The sequence below is a fragment of the Streptomyces sp. NPDC048383 genome (genome assembly GCF_040651775.1).
Taxonomy (GTDB): domain Bacteria; phylum Actinomycetota; class Actinomycetes; order Streptomycetales; family Streptomycetaceae; genus Streptomyces.
This window is the reverse complement of the sequence record NZ_JBEZKS010000054.1, coordinates 1-17,029: the sequence shown is the minus strand read 5'-3', so window position 1 is coordinate 17,029 and position 17,029 is coordinate 1. Positions and strand designations below refer to the sequence as shown.

Here is a 17,029-nt window from a genome sequence, read left to right as displayed (position 1 = left end):
GTGTGCCCAGCGCGGCGTGCGATACCCGCCCCGGGTGTCAGCCCGCGGAGCGCCCGTCGCCGATGAGATGTCGGACCGTACGAGTTGACCGGGCCGCGGGGCGACGCCCGGCTCCTACCCGTGACGGCGCTCGCCGTCGCGGTGCGCGTACAGCGAGGTGAGCTTGTTCCAGTACTGCTCAAGATGGGCGTCGGTTTCCCGCAGGGTCGGGTCCAGGAACGAGATGTGCAGTTCGGCCACGCGAGCGTGGGCGGTGTCCGCGCTGTCGGGTCGGGGAGTCGTGCGGCGCCAGGGGGCTCTGGCGGCGCTCGCGCCGTGGGTGTCACGTACCGCGCGGGTGGCTCGCCGGCGGGCGAGCAGCACGGCGGCGGCGAGAGCGGCGGCGGTGAGGGCATGCAGCCCGTGGTGAGTGGCCACGGCTTCCTCCATCGTGTTCCACAGGGGCTGGGCGGCGCCCGTCCTCAAGGCGAGGCAGGCGCCGCCCTTGGACGGTTCAGCCGGGCCAGGTGCTGGTCAGGCGCCGGGTGACGGCGGCACCTGACCGGTCGACGGCGACCTTGACGACGGCGAGGATCCAGCCTTGCTGGAGAGCTGCGGCGATCAGGTCTTCCCGCCGAAGTGCTCGTCGGCCGGCTTCGTCGTCTTGGCCGATCCGGGACGCTCTCAACGGCCCCTGCGGCTGCGGCGCACGAGCAGGAGGACGACGAACGCGGCAGCCGCGGCCATCAGCGGAGTGCTGTTGGTCTTCGCCACGGTCAGGGCCGACTCGGCCTTCTCGCGGACCGGGTCCGGTGTCTTCTCGGCAGCGAACTGCCCGGCTCGGGCCGCGGCCTCGCGGACCTGCGTCGCTGTTCGGGCCGCCTTGTCCAGGACCGGATCGGGTGCCTTGTCCTTGAGTAGTTGGGCGGCCTGCGACGTCCTGTCGCGGATCCGGTCGCTCACCACGGTGGCCTTCTCGGCGGCCCGGCCCTGGATTTCGCCCGCCTTCTCCTTGGCCTGCGCCGTGACGTCGGCCCCCGTTGCCGGCGCCTCCACGTTCTGGCCGACCTCCTCGGGGGTGTGCTCGGCCTCCTCGCGGGTGGGCTCGACCTGCTCGCGCAGTTCCTTGGGAGTGGGCGTGGCGTCCTTGTTGCCCTGGGAGGGGGTACTCATCGGTGTGCTGCCTCCTTGATCTCGGCCAGGTCGGCCTTGACGCTGTCGATGGTCTGCTCCGGTGCGGGGGCGCCGGCCTTGGAGATCTGCCTCTTCCCGGCCGCGGCGGCCGCGGCTGCGACGGCCGCGAGCAAGGCGGTGATGATCAGGGCCGAGGCCCATACCGGGAGGAGCAGGGCCAGGGCCGCGATGACGGCGACGACCAAGGCCTGCGCGGCCAGGAAGCCGACGAGGCCGGCCCCGCCGACCAGGCCGCCGCCCACGCCGAAGCGTTTGCCCTTCTGGGTCATCTCCGCCCGCGCCAGCTGCATCTCCTCGCGGACCAGCTCCGAAATCTGCCGCGACGCCCGTGAGACGAGGTCGCCCACCGAGTCGTCGGGGGTGCGATGGTCCGGGTGGCGTTCAACGGCGCTCATCTGCTCTTCACCTTCTTCGCCTTCTTCGCCTGGTTCGTCCGTTACGGCGCGACGGCCGCCGCTCGTATGGTCGGTCGGAGGCCGTGCCGGCGGGCGGCCCCCTTGATGTGCACGCTGTTCACGGCGCGCTTACCCCTCAAGGACCCGGTCACCCGCCTGCGAAGGGTGGTCATCGCAGGTGGCGTACGAGGAAGCGTGGTACCGCCCGGACGAGGGCGGCTGCGGCAAGCCCGACGCCGGCTCCGGCTGCGACGTCGGAGGGGTAGTGCGCGCCGCTGTGCACCCGCTCAAGGGCAACCAGCACGGCCGGGACGGCGCAGGCCGCGCCGGCCCACGGCCGGCAGGACGCGACGGCCGCGGTGAAGGCCACGGCGGCGGCGGTGTGCCCGGAGGGAAAGGAGGAACTGTCGGGCCGGTCCTCGACGTCATCGTGCGGAATCCACTCCTTGGGCGGCCGGCTCCGCTCCACGAGCTGTTTCGCGACCCCGTTCGACAGCAACTCCGCCACCGCCATGGAAGCGATGCCGGCGGCTGCGGCCCCACGCCCGCGCCGGCCCCCGACGGCCGCGATGATCGCGGCGGCCGCCCACCACAGTTTCGTGTGCTCGGCGGCTTCTTCGACCGGAGGGAGCACCAGGCGGGCCCAGGCCGAGTCCCACGCGACCATCCGGCGTGTCAGCCGATGATCACCGCCGCGCAGGGCAGCCAGGATCTCCCGGCTGCGCCGCTTGGTCGCCCGTGCCCGTTCCACAGGCCCCTCATTCCATGCGGCGGCGGTCATCATCGCTCCACTTGCGTGTGTCACGGGGTTCGACATAAGGCTCCTCGTCCTTGGGCATTCCGCCGGCGATCGCGCGCTGGCGCACCATCTCGGCGTCGAACTCCAGCCCGAGGAGGATGGCCAGGTTGGTGATCCACAACCACACCAGGAAGATGATCACGCCGGCGAGGGTGCCGTACGTCTTGTTGTACGAAGCGAAGTTCGCGACGTAGAACGCGAACCCGGCGGAGGCGATCATCCAGATCAGCAGGGCCAGGAAACTCCCGGGAGTGACCCATTTGAAGCCGCGCCCCTTGGCGTTCGGGGCAGCCCAGTACAGGATCGCGATCATGATCGTGACGAGCAGGACCAGGACCGGCCACTTCGCGATCGACCACACGGTCAGTGCGGTGTCCCCGATCCCCAGGGCGGTTCCCACCTGCCGGGCGAGGGAGCCGGAGAACACGACGATGAGCGCGCTGGCGCAGGCCAGGACCATCAGCGTGACGGTGAGGGCCAGGCGCAGCGGGAGCACCTTCCACACGGGGCGGCCTTCGGGCATGTCGTAGACGGCGTTCGAGGTGCGGATGAACGCCGCGATGTAGCCGGACGCCGACCAGACCGCGACAACCAGGCCGACGATCGCCAGGAGCGATCCGACGCCCGCGTTGCCCTGGAGCTGCTGCACCGCGTCGCTGACCACGTCCCGGGCCGAGCCGGGCGTGAGTTTCTGCAGGTTGTCCAGGACCTGTTTCGTCGCGGACTCGCCCGCGATGCCCAGCAGGGAGACCAGCACGAGGAGTGCGGGGAAGAGGGCCAGGACCCCGTAGTAGGTGAGCGCCGCGGCCCGGTCGGCGAGCTCGTCGTCCTTGAACTCCTTCACGGTGCCGCGCAGGACCGCCTTCCACGACCGCTTCGGCAGCTCGGTGAGCTGGTCGGGTGCCCGCTCCTCCACCTGCGGATCCGGCCCGACCGTGCTCTCGCGATCGATCTCGCCGCGTTCGTCTTTCCGGCCCGGGTCCGGATTCGGTGTACGTGTCATACCCTGCGGCTTTCCCGAGCGGCGTCACTCATGTCAGTCAGGTCGCCCGAGTAGTCGCGTTCTTCGGATCGGGGGGCCTGGGGCCCGGGCGGCTCCCTGGACCGGGGGCGGCGCTGTGCCCCCGGCGAGGTGCCGGGACAGGGCGTCACGCGGGCGGGGGCCGTGCGCCGTGGGCTTGGAGTCGACTGCTCACAGCCAGCCGTTGCGGCGGAAGGCACGGTAGAGCGCGCCTGCCGCGATCGCCATGAGCCCGACGGCGAGCGGGTAACCGTAGGTCCAGCCGAGTTCGGGCATGTGTTCGAAGTTCATGCCGTAGACGCCGGCGACCATCGTGGGGACCGCGAAGATCGCCGCCCAGGCGGAGATCCGCCGCATGTCGTCGTTCTGCCAGGTGCCCACCCGCGCCTGCTGCGCACCGAGGACCGAATCCAGCAGTTCGTCCAGGGTGCGCACCTCGATATCGGTGCGGTGCAGGTGATCGGCCACGTCCCGGAGGTACGGGGTGATCTCCGGCCCGTGGCCCTCCTTGCCGGGACCGCCCAGCAGGCCCTGGACCACCGGGACCAGCGGCTGCACGGCGTCGCGGAACTCGCGCACCTCCCGCTTGAGGGAGTAGATGCCCTGCGTGTGATCGACGCGAGAGGTGGAGAACACCGCGTCCTCGAGCCGGTTGAGCGTGGAGCGGACCCCCCGGGCCGCGTCGCTGTACGCATCGACGGCGACGTCCAGCACCGCGTGCAGAACCGCCCAGGGGCCGAGGCGCAGCATGTCCGGATCCGCCTCGAGCCTGCGGGCAGCCTCCGGGCAGGGGTCGATCGGTCCGTGGCGGACGGTAAGAACGCTGCGGCTCCCCACGAAGATCATGAGGTCGCCGGTTTCCACCGCGGTCTCCTCGTCGACGTACCGGAGGGTCTTCAGCGCTACCGCCAGCATGTCGCCGAACCGCTCGGCCTTCGGACGTTGCTCTCCGTGGAGCGCGTCCTCGACGGCCAACGGGTGCAGGCCCATCTCCTGGGTCAACTGGGCCAGGTCGCTCTGCGAGGGGTCCGCGAGCCGTACCCAGGCGAACTCGCCGTCGCCCAAGCCCCGCAGTTGCTTGAGGGCCAACTGGCAGGCGTCGTCCGGCAGCTCGCACTCAACCTGCTCCGACCGGCCCGATCCCTGGTCGTACATGACACATTCCATCCCCCGCGCATGCTTCACCGGCGCACTTTCATGCGCGCCGCCCTGTGGTGGGAGACACTCGGGCCGGCCCGCGTAGTGGCGCGGACGGGGGTATGAGCAGCCTCATGAACCTGTCAGGGGAACTCGTGTCCGAAGCCGGAGTGCAAGAGCTGATCGGAGCGCTGGCCCACATCATCGAGGCGGCCGGTGCACTGATCATCTTCGCGGGCGCCGTCTGGGCCTTCACCCGGTTCGCCACGACCGGCCTCCGCCGACGGTCCCTCATCGGAGAGTTCAACAAGATCCGTCTCAGCCTCGGCCGCTTCCTTGTCCTGGGACTGGAATTCCAGCTGGCGGGGGACGTCCTGCGCACGGCGGTCGCGCCCAGCTTCACCGAGATCGGCCAGTTGGCGGCCATCGCCGCCATCCGTACCGTCCTCAACTTCTTCCTCACCCGGGAGATCGCGCAGGAACGCGCCGAGATCGAACGCGATCAGAAGGAGCCCGAGCGGCGAACCACGGCCTGCTGAACCATCCGGCCCCGCCGTCGGAATCGGCGTCGGCGTCGCCGCCATGGCCTGACACCTCCGTGTGCCGTGAGCTCCCCGGGCTTGTGGATGGGCGGGATACGGATCCGGCGCGGGGGTTGACCGGCGCATGCGAGGGTCGTCCGGTTCCTAAGCCGCCGCTTCGATTCCGGCGGCCGCGTGTGTAGGTGGCCGGCATTGGACGCATGCCCGGGGCGTGGCGGCGTGGTGTCCCGTTTGGGTTTGGTGCGGGGTTCGGGGGGTGCGGTGGATGTGACGGGCGAGCAGGAGACCCAGGGCGCCGGCGAGGAGCACCCAGCCGGTGAGGGCGGTGAGGGCGGTGAGCCACAGGGGCATGGAAGACCTGTCTGTGCGTCATAAACATCGGTTGACGGGTCCGTCTGCCCGGCCGACGTGGGTGCATGCGTGTGGACTTGTTCACATGGTCTGCACCTTCAACGTTTTGTTAGGTATCCAGTGCCGCCCACCATGGATCTTCAAGCCATCGCCTGGGGGGCGCGTGGCAATCGGCTCGAAAGCCCAGGGAAATCCATCGACTACTTCGGTGACCTTCGTTTCTGCGAGTGAGATCCAGTGGAACCTTGCTTCTTGCTGCGTGGGGGGCGTTCCCCGCCCCGGTCGTATCGGACCTGCTCCTCGCGGACGGTTGCGGAGACCTCCTACTGCTCCGTCGCCTTCGCGCTCCGCAGACGCGTTGTCGGGAGAACCGACGGCAGGGAGACCGACTACCGCTGGGCCTCCGCCGCCTCGACAGCTTCCTTGATGCCCCGCAGCGCCTCGGTGAGCCCGTCATCGACCTGGGCACCTTCGACGCGGTCGGTGTGCAGTTCCACCGAAAGCCGCGAGTGGTCGACGTCGTGCCCGGCCGCCACGTGCAGCCGGCCGCGGTAGTCGTGCGGGCCCGGCGCGCCCCATTCCAGAGACTTGCCTTCCTCCAGCACGCGAATCCACGCTTCGCTCGTGACGTCTCGCTCCGGTTGGCCGGGCGGGTCGATGTGGGCGGTGACAGTGACCCGGTCACCGTCGTGGGGCTTGGCGGAGGTCAGCCGCGGCATGTACGCGGGAAGGTTCTGGACATCGGCGAGATAGCGGAAGAGCGTGGCTGCGGGCACTGCCACGCTGATCGAAGTGTCGTAGTCACCCATGGACGTCCCGTTCCCCGACAGCCCACCAGATGAAACGGCACGTCCTTCGCACCAAGGTCGACGTACAAGGTGACGGGGCGGCCCGGCCCGGCGCGCAAGCGGCAGGGGTGGTCCGGAGCGAGTCGCGACATCGAACCCGAATGGAGCAAGTCGGTGTGGAACCGCCGGCTGTGCCCGCAGGACCGTGGCCGGAGCACCCGCGCGAGATGAAGCGCACGCTGGTCGTGGTCGTAGCCGTCGCCGCCGCCCACGACGGGGGCGCCGTCGCGATGCGGTGCGGCGCCTCCCCGGGCTCCGAACGTCACGGCCCGACCCTCCGCCGAACGAGGTCGATATGAGCGGGCTCATTTTCCTCATCACCTAGCACGCGAAAATCTGTCGTGGCGGGAGTAGACATTGGCTGGTGGTGTGGTTATGGTTTCTCTCGTAGCCAGAGAGACCGCAAGGCCCGGCAGAGACGAACTGCCGGGCAGCAGTACGCAGTGCAGGTAAGTGCAGTTCAGCAGTGCGGTGCGGTGGTGGAGTGTCGAAGCCGGAGTGGTTGCGGGATGGCGACGGGACTGACGACCGGACCGGGTGGCCCGCAGTGATCAGGGGCCACCGCAGCAGTACCAGCAGTGCAGGGAGCAGTACCTCGGTGAAGGCGTCGGCTGCGGCGCGCGCATCGGGAAGTTCGGCAGTGGGGTTCCAAGCCAGGGCAGACGCACGATGGGCGACGGGGCTGGCTGCCGAAGGCGTGGCGCTTGGTCAGGCCGCGAGCAGTACCCGCAGTTGCTCAACCAGCGGTATCGAGTGAAGCAGTACCCGCAGTACGCAGTACGCAGCACCCGTAGTACCAGCAGTTCCCGTTGGGTAAGTGATCGATCCAGAGGGATGAACGGAGGGATTGGGCGCCATCAGGATCGCCCGGACGCCACGCGAGTCCGGGTACCGCAGGACATCGTGAGTGAGGTGGTCTCCGGTCAAGCAACCGCGATCCCCGCGACCCCGACGCAGTACCGGTCGGGTGCGTGGAAACAAAAGGCCGACGCAGTATCAGGGTCGGTAGATGGTGTGACAGTTCCTTCGGGGCCCGGGCGCGGAGTGCGCCCGGGCCCCTCCACGCGTTGAACCAGAGAGGTTCCATGACCGCAGACACCATCCTCGACGGCCGTCTCGACGACGATGACTACCCCGCCTACACCATGGGCCGCGCCGCCGAACTCCTCGGCACCACCCAAGGCTTCCTCCGCGCCATCGGCGAAGCCCGCCTGATCACCCCGCTCCGCTCGCCCGGCGGTCACCGCCGCTACTCCCGCTATCAGCTGCGCATCGCCGCTCGCGCCCGCGAGCTCGTCGACCAGGGGACCCCGGTCGAGGCGGCCTGCCGGATCGTCATCCTCGAAGACCAACTCGAAGAGGCCCAGCGCATCAACGCCGAGTACCGGCGCGAGCACGCGGTGGCCGAGTCGGCCGGCTCTCGCGCGGCAGGCTGAACCGCTCGGCCCGGGCGAGGCCGGTCGGCGTTCGTCCGCAGGGGTGCGGTGTCAGGACGCGGTGCCCAACGAGAACAGAACGATGGCGCCGGTCCGTTGCAGGAGCCGTACGAGCTGGGTGTTGGGTGCGGCGAGGCGGATCGTACGGCCCCGGAGCACGGCGTTCGCCCTGGCACGTAGCAGCACGTTCAGGCCCGTGGAATCGCAGAACCGCAGGCCGCTGACGTCCACGACGATCTCGGGCGGCGCGTCGGGGTGGCTGACGGCCCGCCACAGCGAGGCGTCGAGTCCCTGGACGGACGCGGTGTCCTGGTCGAGGTCCCCCACGACACGAATGACCCCGACTCCCGAGGCATCGTCGAGGTTCCCCGACGCACTGCCGCCCTGCTCAGCCATGGTTGCCCCCTCCGTATGACAGTACGGTACGCCGGGCGGCCTGATGCCCGATACACCGTGCCGGACGTGGGCGATCGACGCACCCCGCGAACTTCCCCTCGCCCACGGAGGCGATGCCAGGTCCCATCGGGAGCCCGGCGCCGCCGGAAACGGTCGGTTCGGGGTACGGGAGGATGGGCGGGTGAACGCACAACGGGGAAGTACGGAAGAACAATCGATTGCGGATCTCGCCCGGGAACTCGTCGCGGCGGACGCCGGCGGCTGGACCCCGGACGGGACGAAGGCACTGGCGGAGAGGCTCGGCTGGGCCTGGAGCGGCGCCTCGGACCAGCCCGTCCTGGTCACGGGCCTGGCGTCGGGCAACGCCCGACTGCGGCCGGTCGGCGCCCACGAGGAACGCTACGTCGACAGCGAGTCGTACGTGGAGCTCGCGGTCCCGCTGGGGACCGTCGAGAGCGACGCAGCGGCGCAGGCCGCCGCGTTCGGCGCCGCCAGGCAGGAATTGGTCGCGGCGCTGGGCAAGCCCTCCGTCATGGGTTCGCACGGCGAGATGGGCCCCTTCTACGACAGCGGACCGCTCTGGGGCGCCCCCTTCGTGCGCTGGCGCGGCAGGCCGAACACCCTGGAACTACGCGCCGGAAAGTCGGGACCCGAACTCGTCCTTCAGCCCACGGACCCCGCGGAGAACTGGTTCTGGCGCCAGGGTGTCGGCGAGGAGCACTCCATCAGCGGGTTCTTCGGCAGCAATCGTGACCCTGCCAACGCCGGCCTCGGATTCCCCGGCGGCTGGCGGGCCCGGAGCTGGGAGACCGTCACCAGTTCGCTGGGGGACTTCCTGGGGGTGCTGCCCGCCGAGGCCCATGCTCTCGGCATCACCATCGGGATGCCGTTCTACGGGCGCACCGGCGCCGGTTCGCCCATCCTGTTCGACGTGGCGTGCGACGGCGACCGGCTGGCCATCCGGTGCTTCGCCCCGGACGGCATCGATGCGGCCGCATTCGGGTGGGGCACCGTGGCTCAGCATCCGAACGCGGCTTCGATCTGGGGCGACGACGCCCGCGTGTGGTGCGTGGACGCGGGCGGCCCGGGCGAACCGAAGGGCCACGCACTCGCGAAGATGCTGGTGGCGACGGCCAAGGCGGTGGGGGTGGCCGAGCCGACCGATCTGATCGTCGGCGGGGAGGCCGACTACGTGGACGGTTACCACGTCACGTACTACGGCTTGGGGCTGCCGACCGGCTGACCCCAGCGAGTGGGTGTTGAAGAACGTACGTCGAGCAGAGCAGTGGTCGAGCCGCCGCCGCCGCGCCGGTGGTGGTGGTGGTGCGTTCGGAGGCGTTCAATCCGGACTCTGGCGGACTGCTTGCGGATGGCTGGGGCGACCAGCCCACGGAAGCCGAGTTTCCCCAGTCTGATGTGCGTCCGTAGAAAGGCCTACCCCGGCCGATCGCTCGGCACGCGGACATGCCGGTGGCCTGGCCTCCCGACCGGGACCAGGCCACCGCATGCAGCGTCCGGGGCTGCGGGGGTGTGTCGTGCGGCTACCAGCGGTGCCAGCGGCCACTGCTGCCCTTGGGGCGAGCCACGAAGCCGACCAGCCACAGGACGAGGACGGCGATGGCGACCCACCAGAGAATTTGGGCCGACACCCTGAGGCCGAAGCCCTTCGCGGGACAGACCTCAAGTGACGGTGAACAGGGGGAGGGCGCCGGTCACCTCCAGGAGACGGCGGGTCTGGTGGTTGAGGCCGGTCAACCGGATGGCGACCTTCTTCTTCTCGGCGGTGATGCGTGCGGTGATGAGGGCGTTGAGTCCGGCGGAGTCGCAAAAAGTGACCCGGTGGAAGTCGACGACGAGCGGCCGGTTCGCCGTGGCGTGGCGTAGTGCCTTGGTCAGGGACCGGTGCAGGCCGCCGCCCGTCAGGAGGTCGATCTCGCCGCTGACGCGGACGGTGACCGTGTGGTCGGTCACCTCCACTGGAAAACCGTCCGTGGCGATGTCAGGCACGCGGTTGGTGATCATGAGTAGTCGCTCCTCACTGCTGATCGGGGTCGACGGGGAGTCGGCGACTCGGACGAGGGGCTGCGTGGGGCCGATGCCCCGGCAGGTCCGGGGCGGACGTCACGCTCTGCGTTGCTCGTCGCTGTCGTCGCGCAGGCGTTGGGTCTGTTCGCGCAGGTTCTCGACGCGTTCGGCGAGCTCCGCGGTACCCGTGCCGGTGCCCAGGTCGAGGCCGGTGGCGGTCAGGGTGTCGATGAGGCGGGCGGCTCCGGGCTCTCCCAGGGCATGGGTCAGGTCCTTGATCCGCCCGTCGGAGCCGGCGGGGAGGTCGGTGAGGCCGATGATCTGTCCGGCGAGTTGGCGCAGCGCACCGATGTTCTCCTGCGCCCAGGCGGCCACGGTGCGGTCGGCGGCCCGTCGGTCGCGGACGGCTTGGACGCGTTGCTCCCCGGTGGTGTCGGTGGTGTCGGTGGTTCCGGGCCGCAGGCGCAGGTAGCGGCGTTCGGCGGCCTGGCGGCTGGCGACGCCGAGCGGGCCGGCGAGGTCCGCCCAGCTGGCGCCGTCTTCCCGCGCGGCCTCGATCAGGCCGCTCTCCCAGCCGGAGAGTTCCTCGCGGATCTCCCGCAGGAGTCGCAGCGAGTCCAGAGCCTCCCGGGAGGCGGGGTCTTCGTCGCCGTCATCGCGGGCTTTGGTCGCTTCGCTGATCGTGCTGCGAATGTCCTGAAGGGCCATGGCCGCAGCCGGCGGTGAGACAGGTGGACGGCCGCCGGGCGGGTCTTCGTCCATCGTTCCTGAGATGTCATCCATCGTGCGACTCCCTCGCTTGTCATCGCTTCGATGACATGCTACAACGGAAGCACGTTGAAGCGCATTGGCAGTTTCTGCCTGAACCAACTGGAGGTGTTTCGCGATGTTGATGCGCACTGACCCGTTCCGCGAGATGGACCGGATCGCCCAGCAGCTCTCGGGCGCGTCGGGTACGTGGTCGAAGCCGTCCGTCATGCCCATGGACGCTTATCGTGAGGGCGACGAGTACGTCATCGCCTTCGACCTTCCCGGTGTGAGCACCGAGGCGATCGACATCGACGTCGAGCGGAACATGCTGCGGGTCAAGGCCGAACGGCGTCCCACGACGCAGGCCGAATCCGTGAAGGTGGAGCTCTCCGAGCGTCCCCTGGGCGTCTTCTCCCGCCAGGTCATGCTGGCCGACACCCTGGACACCGAACACATTCGGGCCGACTACGACGCGGGTGTCCTGACCCTGCGCATCCCGATCGCCGAGCGGGCCAAGCCGCGCAAGATCAGCATCGGCGGCGCAGCGGGCCACAAGCAGATCTCCGGCTGACCCTCCAGCACCAGCCGGCAGCGGAGGGCGGGGAACAACCGATTCCCCCTCCGGCACCCCGCCCTCCGTCCCCCATTCGCCCTTCACCCCTTCATTCCTTTCCGGAGGTGACGTGATGTCGATGCGCAGGGAGGCGTTCCTGGCCCACGTCCAGGAACGCGGCGAGTACGAAACCCTCGAAGAGGCCGACCGCGTTGCCCGCGTCGTGCTGGCCCTACTGGGCGCGCATCTGGTCGGCACGGTGCGGGCCGAGCTCGCCGCCCGCCTCCCCGAGACCTACGCCCTGATCCTCCTCAACCCCCTGCAGGCCGCGGAGCCGCTCTCACCGGAACGGTTCGTCCGGGCGACCGCGGCCTGGATCGACGGAGCCACCGAGACGACAGCCCTGTGGGACATCGGCGCGGTCCTGTCCACCGCGGCCGCCGCCGCGGGTGATGCTCTCACCCGCGAAGTCCTGCTCCAGCTGCCGCCGGGTTACGAGCTCCTCCTCGGCCACCCGCCCACCACTTGACCCCCAGACTCACCCGACCACCCGACCACCCGACCACCCGACCACCTGTCTCCACCGACCGGAACCCGGATCCTTCGCGCAGAAAGGCAACCGCAGCCATGTACGACCAGCCTCGAGCGAACCGAGCCACCCCCGCCATGACGTTCGACCAGGTGCTGGAACGCGTGCGCTACGAAGGCGCCTACCCCACCCGGGAACGCGCCGCGGAAGCCGTCCACCACGTCCTGGCCGCCCTCGGCCGCCGGCTCACCGGCGACGAACGCATCGACCTCGCCCAGTGCCTGCCCACCGAAGCGGCCCTCACCCTGACCGCACAGATCCCCGACACCGAACACCTCACCGGCTGGGGCTTCGTCAAGGACCTGGCCGCGCGAACCGGTGTCAGTCCGGCCGTCGCCCGCTGGGACACCGGCGCCGTCCTCGCCGTCGTGACGCGCCTCGCGGGCCCCGACCTCCTCGCACGCATCCTCCAGAAGCTTCCCGACGGGTACGCCCTCCTCTTCGGCCAGGCCGAACTGCGTCGGCCCGAGCCCGCCGCCGCGTGAGCCGAGCGGGCAGCGCGAGCATGCGGCGGGGCCGGTACCGCGGGGGCGGTACCGGCCCCGCCGCACGCCGCCCGCGGTCAGTGCTTGCCGCGCGGCCTAATGGGCCGTGTGGTGCACTTCGGTGATCCCGACCAGTAGGAGGAACGGGACCGTGTGGGGCGCAGGTGCCCGAACCCGCTCAGTTATGCGGCTCGCCCGCCGCCGGGGCGGGCGGCCCGTGCTCGTTTCGTCTTTTCGCTCGGGGGCATCCGGTCGCCATGGACATCACAACAGATGCCGGCGGAGCAGTGATCGAGACTCAGGGCGACGAGCATCATGTCGTCCTCAGTGCTGACACCAATGGTGACGGGAAACCAGATGTTTGGATGACCGATACCACCGGTGACGGGAAGGCCGACCTCTACCAGTTCGATACGACCGGTGACGGTCGGATCGACGTCACCATCGCCGAACGCGCTGAAGAGCCAGGGATCGACCGCCTGGTGGTCGAGGGGGACGGTGGCCACCCGCAAGAAGTGTGATTTCTCGGCACCGACGGCACGGAAAGTTGGCGGGAGAGGAGCGTGGGATGCCGGTCGTAGTCAGTGTGGTGCTCATCGTGTTCGGGTTGTTCTTCGCCACGGTGGGAACCCGATACAAGAACGCCTACCAAGGTGAGCCCTGGGGCATGGCTCCCGGGGGTGTCCCGCTGAAGGACATGAGTCGCAGGGCCGTCATCGGGATCGGCTGTCTCATGGCCCTGGTGGGTGGGGCCGGCTTCTTCTTCTGACCCCCTCCCGCCCGTGTTGTACATCTCGCCGGGTCGTGAGGGTCATCCATGGCCGGCGCGCGGTGCGGTGCGCGGTGCGGGTGGGGCGGGCGACAGCGGTGCTATGGCGTCACCGGCACGACGGGGGCGTGCGGTCTGTCGATGGGTGAGGGTCGGTGTTTGATGTGGGGTGTTGACCCGGGGCCGGCACTCGTTGATCACGCACGGGTCCGCCCCCCGCCTCACCGGAGGCGACCTGAGCCCGCCCCCGCTTGTTCGGGGGCGGGCTTCTCGCGGGCCGGAACCGCCGTGTTCTTGCTTACCTGCTGGTCGCCGTGACGTCGACCGTACCCGTAAGGCCGCCCGGCAGTTCCTTCCACGCCGTGAACGTGCCAGGGCCGCTGACCAGGGTGGATCCCTGGGCCTTGCCCGAGGCGCCGACGGTGTGGACGTGGACGTTCTTCCCGGAGGCGGTGCTGGTCACCCGGGTGAGGCCGGTACCGCCGGCATCGAACCAGGCGTCGTTCCACCGGCCGGCGTCGTTACTGGAGCCACAGCCCGCCGTTGACGCCGACGATCTGGAGTTCGACGTTGTTGCCCACGAGGCCGGCGGCGATGTCCTTGACACCCACGGCGCCACCGGGCAACTCGCCCCAATTGGTCCAGGAACCGTTTTGGGTGTTGAGGTCACGCCCGTAGACACGGCCGTCGCCGACGGCAAACACACGTACGGTCGTACCGGCGGTGACGCTGGTGACGTTCGTCAGACCAGAAGCGGCGATCTGGGTCCAGACGCCGTTCCAGCGGCCCGCGTTGTAGTCCCAGGCTGTCGTGGTCGGTCGTCCGCACCGGGTGAGTCGCGTCGGACTCTGGATCCACGACCGCGACGTCGTGTACTCCGGTGGCGCCGACCGGGTTCGCGTCTCGCTCTCCGGTGGCGATCACCACTCTCAACGCACCGCGAAGGCGGGGAAGGGAATCCGGGTGGACGGAAGGGGCCCTGACCCGTACCGGCCTCGCAGCCCTCCCACCGGCACACTGCGGTGCCACGTCCACCCGGGTCGCCACGGGCCACGCCCGGCGCTTGCCCCACCGCGTTGCCCCTCGCCCCGCACTCCGGTGACGAGGATCGGCACGCTGCCCTCGGTTGACACGGGCCTTCAGGGCGACGGCCCCCGTCAGTCATGGCGGACTCAGGACGGCGGGCGCATGGAACGAGGCGCGTCGGATATACGGCCGGTACGTCAACCGGTCTGGATGCAGACAGGGTTGGCCGCCCGCCCGTAGACGCACCGAGGAGTGAGACGACATGCCGCTGACATTTCGCAAGAGTTTCAGGATCCTGCCCGGTGTCCGGCTCAACATCAACCGCAAGTCGTGGTCGATCACCACCGGCGGCGGCAAGCACGGCCCCCGCCGCACCCACAGCAGCACCGGACGCCGAACGACCTCAATGGACCTGCCCGGCCCCTTCGGCTGGCGCAAGACCCGCCGCGGCTGATCCGCGAGCGGCCCACCGACTCCGGGCCCCCGGCCCGGACAGGCCGGAGGCGTCGAGCATGCAGTCGGGCCGGCGCCGTCACTCCGCGGCCATGTCGCCCGACGGCACCAGCCCATCACGAGCGCAGGTCAGGTCGGATCGTCCGCGAAGAGGTCACCGAGCACGTTCTCATCACAGAAGGCGCCGTGTGCGGTGGGCACATGAGCCGGATGCAGGCCCACAGTGCCGGGCCGGTCCAGCCGCGGCCGAATGCCCCGCGGCTCGGCCGGCCCTTGCCGACCTCCCCGTCGTCTTCCCGACGGACCGCACGGCTTGGGAGGAAGGGCGCGGCGGGTTGGGCCGGGTCACCTGAATCCGGCCCGGCATGCCGGGCCGGTGCAGCATGATGCCGCCGCCCTCGCGGCGGTAGCGGAGACCGGCCCCCCCCGCGCCACAGTCCTGCAGCTGGTCGCTCTCCGGATGTACCCGGACGATGCGCAGGGGATGTTCGGAGAGGCTGCCGATCTCGCAGCAGGCGAGCAGGACCGCAAGCCTTGACCCCGATGGGTGAGGGGTGGCCGCTCTTCGGCCGGGCGACCGTCAGGGGCCGGGGGAGTCACGAACGTCGGTAGTCACTTCCGCCTGACATGAGCGCCCATGAAGGCTGGCCCCGCCCCGGTCGCTGCCGTTGACCCGCCCCCAGCGGTCAGGCGGTGCGCTGGTCGCGGCTGTCCTGGCGGAGCCGGTCGGCATGCCGGGCCAGAGCTTCGATGCGATCGGCAAGGGCCGAGTCCTCGGGGCGCAGGTGGGGCCGGGTGTCGGCCAGGGGCTGGAGGAGGCGGGCTGCGTCGTGGTCGGCGAGGGCGCGGTTCAGGGCGCCGAGGGCGTCCTGGGCGCTGGCGGGGAGGTGGGTGAGGGAGGTGATCTGGCCGGCGAGGCGGCGGAGGTCGGCTGCGTTGTCGCGGGCCCAGGCGGTGACGGTTCGGTCTGCGGCGCGGGTGTCACGCGTGGCCTGGACGCGTTCTTCGCCGGTGGAACCGGGTGTCCCGGGGCGCAGGCGCAGGTAGCGGCGTTCGGCGGCCTGCCGGCTGGCGACTCCGAGGGGTCCGGCAAGCTCGGCCCAGCTCGCCCCTTCGCCGCGGGCGGTTTCGATCAGGCCGCTCTCCCAGCCGGCGAGCTGTTTGCGGACCTCGCGCAGCGTCAACAGCGCGGCCAGAGCCGGGTCCGGGCCGGATCCGGCCGCGGGCGGCGTTGCGGCGGGCGTGCGCGCGGAGGGCTGCTGGGCGTCCCTTACGGACTGGTCGATGGCCTTCAGTGCCGCCGCGGCGGCGGGGAAGGGAACCGGTGTGGTCGGCGGGGTGGGCTCGGTCATGGAATGCTCCGTCGTCTCGTCATCCTCCAGATGACTCTTTACTTGTCATCGCTTGGATGACATGTTACAACGGATGCACGTTGAAGCGCATTGGCAGTTTCTGCCCGAACCAACTGGAGGTGTTTCGCGATGTTGATGCGCACTGACCCGTTCCGCGAGATGGACCGGATCGTCCAGCAGCTGTCGGGTACGTCGGGGACCTGGTCGAAGCCGTCGGTCATGCCGATGGACGCCTACCGCGAGGGTGACCAGTACGTGATCGCCCTCGATCTCCCCGGGGTGAGCGCCGAAGCGATCGACATCGACGTCGAGCGGAACATGCTGACCGTGAAGGCGGAGCGGCGGCCCGCGGCGAAGGCCGACTCCGTGAAGGTGGAGCTCTCCGAGCGGCCCCTGGGTGTCTTCTCCCGGCAGGTCGTTCTGGCCGACACCCTGGACACCGAGCGCATCGAGGCCGACTACGACGCGGGTGTGCTGACCCTGCGGATCCCGATCGCCGAGCGCGCCAAGCCCCGCAAGATCAACATCGGCGTCACCGACGGACGCAAGCAGATCTCCGGCTGAGTCCTCCAGCATCAGCCGGTCAAGGAGGGCGGGGGAGAGCCGAATCCCTCCGGCACCCCGCCCTCCGCACCCCCCTGTGACCCTTCACCCCTCCCGCTGGAGGTGACGTGATGTCGAGGCGCTGGGAAGCGTTCCTGGCCCATGTTCAGGAACGCGGCGAGTACGAGACCGTGGAAGAAGCGGACCGTGTGGCCCGTGTCGTCCTTGCGCTGCTGGGCGCACACCGAGCCTGCTGCCGCCTGACCCGGGCCGGTGCCGCCTGACCCGGGCCGGAGTGCGCGCAGCAGCGCAAGGACGACACGGGCCACACGGTCCGCTTCTTCCACGGTCTCGTACTCGCCGCGTTCCTGAACATGGGCCAGGAA

The 17,029-nt window shown here is 69.9% G+C and carries 24 protein-coding genes and 1 pseudogene; 10 read left to right on the top strand and 15 right to left on the bottom strand.

Translation table 11 applies throughout. The features are described from left to right. Nucleotides 1–114: 114 nt before the first annotated feature. The 7 genes from AB0D46_RS29815 to AB0D46_RS29785 form a co-directional block, all read right to left on the bottom strand. Nucleotides 115–417, bottom strand: coding sequence for a hypothetical protein (locus AB0D46_RS29815; protein WP_362882011.1), 303 nt, complete (start codon nucleotides 415–417; stop codon nucleotides 115–117). 76 nt (nucleotides 418–493) lie between these two features. Beyond that, nucleotides 494–667, bottom strand: a complete 174-nt coding sequence (locus AB0D46_RS29810) for a DUF4235 domain-containing protein (RefSeq protein WP_362882009.1) — start codon at nucleotides 665–667, stop codon at nucleotides 494–496. Next, nucleotides 664–1,152, bottom strand: coding sequence for a hypothetical protein (locus AB0D46_RS29805; RefSeq protein WP_362882007.1), 489 nt, complete (start codon nucleotides 1,150–1,152; stop codon nucleotides 664–666). The genes AB0D46_RS29810 and AB0D46_RS29805 overlap by 4 nt, the downstream gene beginning before the upstream one ends. Further along, the gene (locus tag AB0D46_RS29800) at nucleotides 1,149–1,568 is read right to left on the bottom strand and encodes a phage holin family protein (RefSeq protein ID WP_362882005.1); all 420 of its coding nucleotides are present in this window, start codon (nucleotides 1,566–1,568) and stop codon (nucleotides 1,149–1,151) included. The genes AB0D46_RS29805 and AB0D46_RS29800 overlap by 4 nt, the downstream gene beginning before the upstream one ends. Nucleotides 1,569–1,737: 169 nt before the next feature. Next, a complete protein-coding gene (locus AB0D46_RS29795) occupies nucleotides 1,738–2,319 on the bottom strand; it encodes a phosphatase PAP2 family protein (RefSeq protein WP_362882003.1) in 582 nt (193 codons plus the stop codon). Nucleotides 2,320–2,326: 7 nt separating this feature from the next. Then, a complete protein-coding gene (locus AB0D46_RS29790) occupies nucleotides 2,327–3,370 on the bottom strand; it encodes a YhjD/YihY/BrkB family envelope integrity protein (protein ID WP_362882001.1) in 1,044 nt (347 codons plus the stop codon). A gap of 189 nt (nucleotides 3,371–3,559) precedes the next feature. Continuing rightward, nucleotides 3,560–4,543 carry a magnesium and cobalt transport protein CorA gene (locus AB0D46_RS29785; RefSeq protein ID WP_362881999.1) on the bottom strand — a complete coding sequence of 328 codons (984 nt, stop codon included), beginning with the start codon at nucleotides 4,541–4,543 and terminating at the stop codon, nucleotides 3,560–3,562. A 116-nt stretch (nucleotides 4,544–4,659) separates the two neighbouring features. Between AB0D46_RS29785 and AB0D46_RS29780 the strand changes: the two genes are divergently transcribed. Beyond that, nucleotides 4,660–5,064 (top strand): DUF1622 domain-containing protein, encoded by a 405-nt coding sequence (locus tag AB0D46_RS29780; RefSeq protein ID WP_362881997.1) that lies wholly within the window; start codon nucleotides 4,660–4,662, stop codon nucleotides 5,062–5,064. Between the two features lie 743 nt (nucleotides 5,065–5,807). Here AB0D46_RS29780 and AB0D46_RS29775 read toward each other — a convergent pair. Beyond that, nucleotides 5,808–6,227 carry an SRPBCC family protein gene (locus tag AB0D46_RS29775; RefSeq protein ID WP_362881995.1) on the bottom strand — a complete coding sequence of 140 codons (420 nt, stop codon included), beginning with the start codon at nucleotides 6,225–6,227 and terminating at the stop codon, nucleotides 5,808–5,810. 1,124 nt (nucleotides 6,228–7,351) lie between these two features. Here AB0D46_RS29775 and AB0D46_RS29770 point away from each other — a divergent pair. After that, complete coding sequence (locus AB0D46_RS29770; protein ID WP_362881993.1) at nucleotides 7,352–7,702, top strand: MerR family transcriptional regulator; 351 nt, start codon at nucleotides 7,352–7,354, stop codon at nucleotides 7,700–7,702. Nucleotides 7,703–7,753: 51 nt separating this feature from the next. On the opposite strand, the gene AB0D46_RS29765 is transcribed toward AB0D46_RS29770, so the two are convergent. After that, nucleotides 7,754–8,098, bottom strand: a complete 345-nt coding sequence (locus tag AB0D46_RS29765; RefSeq protein WP_362881991.1) for an STAS domain-containing protein — start codon at nucleotides 8,096–8,098, stop codon at nucleotides 7,754–7,756. A 181-nt stretch (nucleotides 8,099–8,279) separates the two neighbouring features. Between AB0D46_RS29765 and AB0D46_RS29760 the strand changes: the two genes are divergently transcribed. Further along, entirely contained in the window at nucleotides 8,280–9,341 is a 1,062-nt protein-coding gene (locus tag AB0D46_RS29760) for a hypothetical protein (protein WP_362881990.1), read from the top strand. Between the two features lie 437 nt (nucleotides 9,342–9,778). Here the strand turns inward: AB0D46_RS29760 and AB0D46_RS29755 are convergent, their stop codons facing one another. Continuing rightward, entirely contained in the window at nucleotides 9,779–10,120 is a 342-nt protein-coding gene (locus tag AB0D46_RS29755; protein ID WP_362881988.1) for an STAS domain-containing protein, read from the bottom strand. Nucleotides 10,121–10,219: 99 nt separating this feature from the next. Continuing rightward, nucleotides 10,220–10,906 carry a hypothetical protein gene (locus AB0D46_RS29750; protein ID WP_362881986.1) on the bottom strand — a complete coding sequence of 229 codons (687 nt, stop codon included), beginning with the start codon at nucleotides 10,904–10,906 and terminating at the stop codon, nucleotides 10,220–10,222. A 103-nt stretch (nucleotides 10,907–11,009) separates the two neighbouring features. Between AB0D46_RS29750 and AB0D46_RS29745 the strand changes: the two genes are divergently transcribed. The 5 genes from AB0D46_RS29745 to AB0D46_RS29725 all read left to right on the top strand — a co-directional run bounded on the left by AB0D46_RS29745 (nucleotide 11,010) and on the right by AB0D46_RS29725 (nucleotide 13,269). Continuing rightward, nucleotides 11,010–11,444 carry an Hsp20/alpha crystallin family protein gene (locus tag AB0D46_RS29745; RefSeq protein WP_362881984.1) on the top strand — a complete coding sequence of 145 codons (435 nt, stop codon included), beginning with the start codon at nucleotides 11,010–11,012 and terminating at the stop codon, nucleotides 11,442–11,444. A gap of 115 nt (nucleotides 11,445–11,559) precedes the next feature. After that, nucleotides 11,560–11,955, top strand: a complete 396-nt coding sequence (locus AB0D46_RS29740) for a DUF2267 domain-containing protein (RefSeq protein WP_362881982.1) — start codon at nucleotides 11,560–11,562, stop codon at nucleotides 11,953–11,955. A gap of 98 nt (nucleotides 11,956–12,053) precedes the next feature. Next, nucleotides 12,054–12,500: a DUF2267 domain-containing protein gene (locus AB0D46_RS29735; RefSeq protein WP_362881980.1), complete on the top strand. Its 447-nt coding sequence runs from the start codon at nucleotides 12,054–12,056 to the stop codon at nucleotides 12,498–12,500. 257 nt (nucleotides 12,501–12,757) lie between these two features. Next, on the top strand, nucleotides 12,758–13,021 hold the full coding sequence (locus AB0D46_RS29730; protein WP_362881979.1) for a hypothetical protein: 264 nt from the start codon (nucleotides 12,758–12,760) through the stop codon (nucleotides 13,019–13,021). Between the two features lie 47 nt (nucleotides 13,022–13,068). After that, entirely contained in the window at nucleotides 13,069–13,269 is a 201-nt protein-coding gene (locus AB0D46_RS29725; protein ID WP_362881977.1) for a hypothetical protein, read from the top strand. A gap of 298 nt (nucleotides 13,270–13,567) precedes the next feature. Here AB0D46_RS29725 and AB0D46_RS29720 read toward each other — a convergent pair whose 3' ends face one another. Beyond that, on the bottom strand, nucleotides 13,568–13,732 hold the full coding sequence (locus tag AB0D46_RS29720; protein WP_362881975.1) for a hypothetical protein: 165 nt from the start codon (nucleotides 13,730–13,732) through the stop codon (nucleotides 13,568–13,570). Between the two features lie 58 nt (nucleotides 13,733–13,790). Further along, the gene (locus tag AB0D46_RS29715; RefSeq protein ID WP_362881973.1) at nucleotides 13,791–13,973 is read right to left on the bottom strand and encodes a hypothetical protein; all 183 of its coding nucleotides are present in this window, start codon (nucleotides 13,971–13,973) and stop codon (nucleotides 13,791–13,793) included. A gap of 584 nt (nucleotides 13,974–14,557) precedes the next feature. On the opposite strand from AB0D46_RS29715, the gene AB0D46_RS29710 reads away from it, so the two are divergent. Further along, nucleotides 14,558–14,749 (top strand): DUF4236 domain-containing protein, encoded by a 192-nt coding sequence (locus AB0D46_RS29710; RefSeq protein ID WP_319729828.1) that lies wholly within the window; start codon nucleotides 14,558–14,560, stop codon nucleotides 14,747–14,749. A 685-nt stretch (nucleotides 14,750–15,434) separates the two neighbouring features. Here AB0D46_RS29710 and AB0D46_RS29705 read toward each other — a convergent pair. Continuing rightward, a complete protein-coding gene (locus AB0D46_RS29705; RefSeq protein ID WP_362881971.1) occupies nucleotides 15,435–16,100 on the bottom strand; it encodes an HSP18 transcriptional regulator in 666 nt (221 codons plus the stop codon). Between the two features lie 129 nt (nucleotides 16,101–16,229). On the opposite strand from AB0D46_RS29705, the gene AB0D46_RS29700 reads away from it, so the two are divergent. Further along, the gene (locus AB0D46_RS29700) at nucleotides 16,230–16,664 is read left to right on the top strand and encodes an Hsp20/alpha crystallin family protein (protein WP_362881969.1); all 435 of its coding nucleotides are present in this window, start codon (nucleotides 16,230–16,232) and stop codon (nucleotides 16,662–16,664) included. An 11-nt stretch (nucleotides 16,665–16,675) separates the two neighbouring features. On the opposite strand, the pseudogene AB0D46_RS29695 reads toward AB0D46_RS29700, so the two are convergent. Beyond that, nucleotides 16,676–17,029 (bottom strand): annotated as a pseudogene (locus AB0D46_RS29695) (hypothetical protein); the annotation flags it as partial.

Coding starts and splice junctions, on each gene's coding strand:
- AB0D46_RS29805 (WP_362882007.1), bottom strand. CDS start 1,152: ATGAGTACCCCCTCCCAGGGCAACAAGGACGCCACGCCCACTCCCAAG.
- AB0D46_RS29800 (WP_362882005.1), bottom strand. CDS start 1,568: ATGAGCGCCGTTGAACGCCACCCGGACCATCGCACCCCCGACGACTCG.
- AB0D46_RS29790 (WP_362882001.1), bottom strand. CDS start 3,370: ATGACACGTACACCGAATCCGGACCCGGGCCGGAAAGACGAACGCGGC.
- AB0D46_RS29785 (WP_362881999.1), bottom strand. CDS start 4,543: ATGTACGACCAGGGATCGGGCCGGTCGGAGCAGGTTGAGTGCGAGCTG.
- AB0D46_RS29780 (WP_362881997.1), top strand. CDS start 4,660: ATGAACCTGTCAGGGGAACTCGTGTCCGAAGCCGGAGTGCAAGAGCTG.
- AB0D46_RS29775 (WP_362881995.1), bottom strand. CDS start 6,227: ATGGGTGACTACGACACTTCGATCAGCGTGGCAGTGCCCGCAGCCACG.
- AB0D46_RS29770 (WP_362881993.1), top strand. CDS start 7,352: ATGACCGCAGACACCATCCTCGACGGCCGTCTCGACGACGATGACTAC.
- AB0D46_RS29765 (WP_362881991.1), bottom strand. CDS start 8,098: ATGGCTGAGCAGGGCGGCAGTGCGTCGGGGAACCTCGACGATGCCTCG.
- AB0D46_RS29755 (WP_362881988.1), bottom strand. CDS start 10,120: ATGATCACCAACCGCGTGCCTGACATCGCCACGGACGGTTTTCCAGTG.
- AB0D46_RS29750 (WP_362881986.1), bottom strand. CDS start 10,906: ATGGATGACATCTCAGGAACGATGGACGAAGACCCGCCCGGCGGCCGT.
- AB0D46_RS29745 (WP_362881984.1), top strand. CDS start 11,010: ATGTTGATGCGCACTGACCCGTTCCGCGAGATGGACCGGATCGCCCAG.
- AB0D46_RS29740 (WP_362881982.1), top strand. CDS start 11,560: ATGTCGATGCGCAGGGAGGCGTTCCTGGCCCACGTCCAGGAACGCGGC.
- AB0D46_RS29735 (WP_362881980.1), top strand. CDS start 12,054: ATGTACGACCAGCCTCGAGCGAACCGAGCCACCCCCGCCATGACGTTC.
- AB0D46_RS29730 (WP_362881979.1), top strand. CDS start 12,758: ATGGACATCACAACAGATGCCGGCGGAGCAGTGATCGAGACTCAGGGC.
- AB0D46_RS29725 (WP_362881977.1), top strand. CDS start 13,069: ATGCCGGTCGTAGTCAGTGTGGTGCTCATCGTGTTCGGGTTGTTCTTC.
- AB0D46_RS29710 (WP_319729828.1), top strand. CDS start 14,558: ATGCCGCTGACATTTCGCAAGAGTTTCAGGATCCTGCCCGGTGTCCGG.
- AB0D46_RS29705 (WP_362881971.1), bottom strand. CDS start 16,100: ATGACCGAGCCCACCCCGCCGACCACACCGGTTCCCTTCCCCGCCGCC.
- AB0D46_RS29700 (WP_362881969.1), top strand. CDS start 16,230: ATGTTGATGCGCACTGACCCGTTCCGCGAGATGGACCGGATCGTCCAG.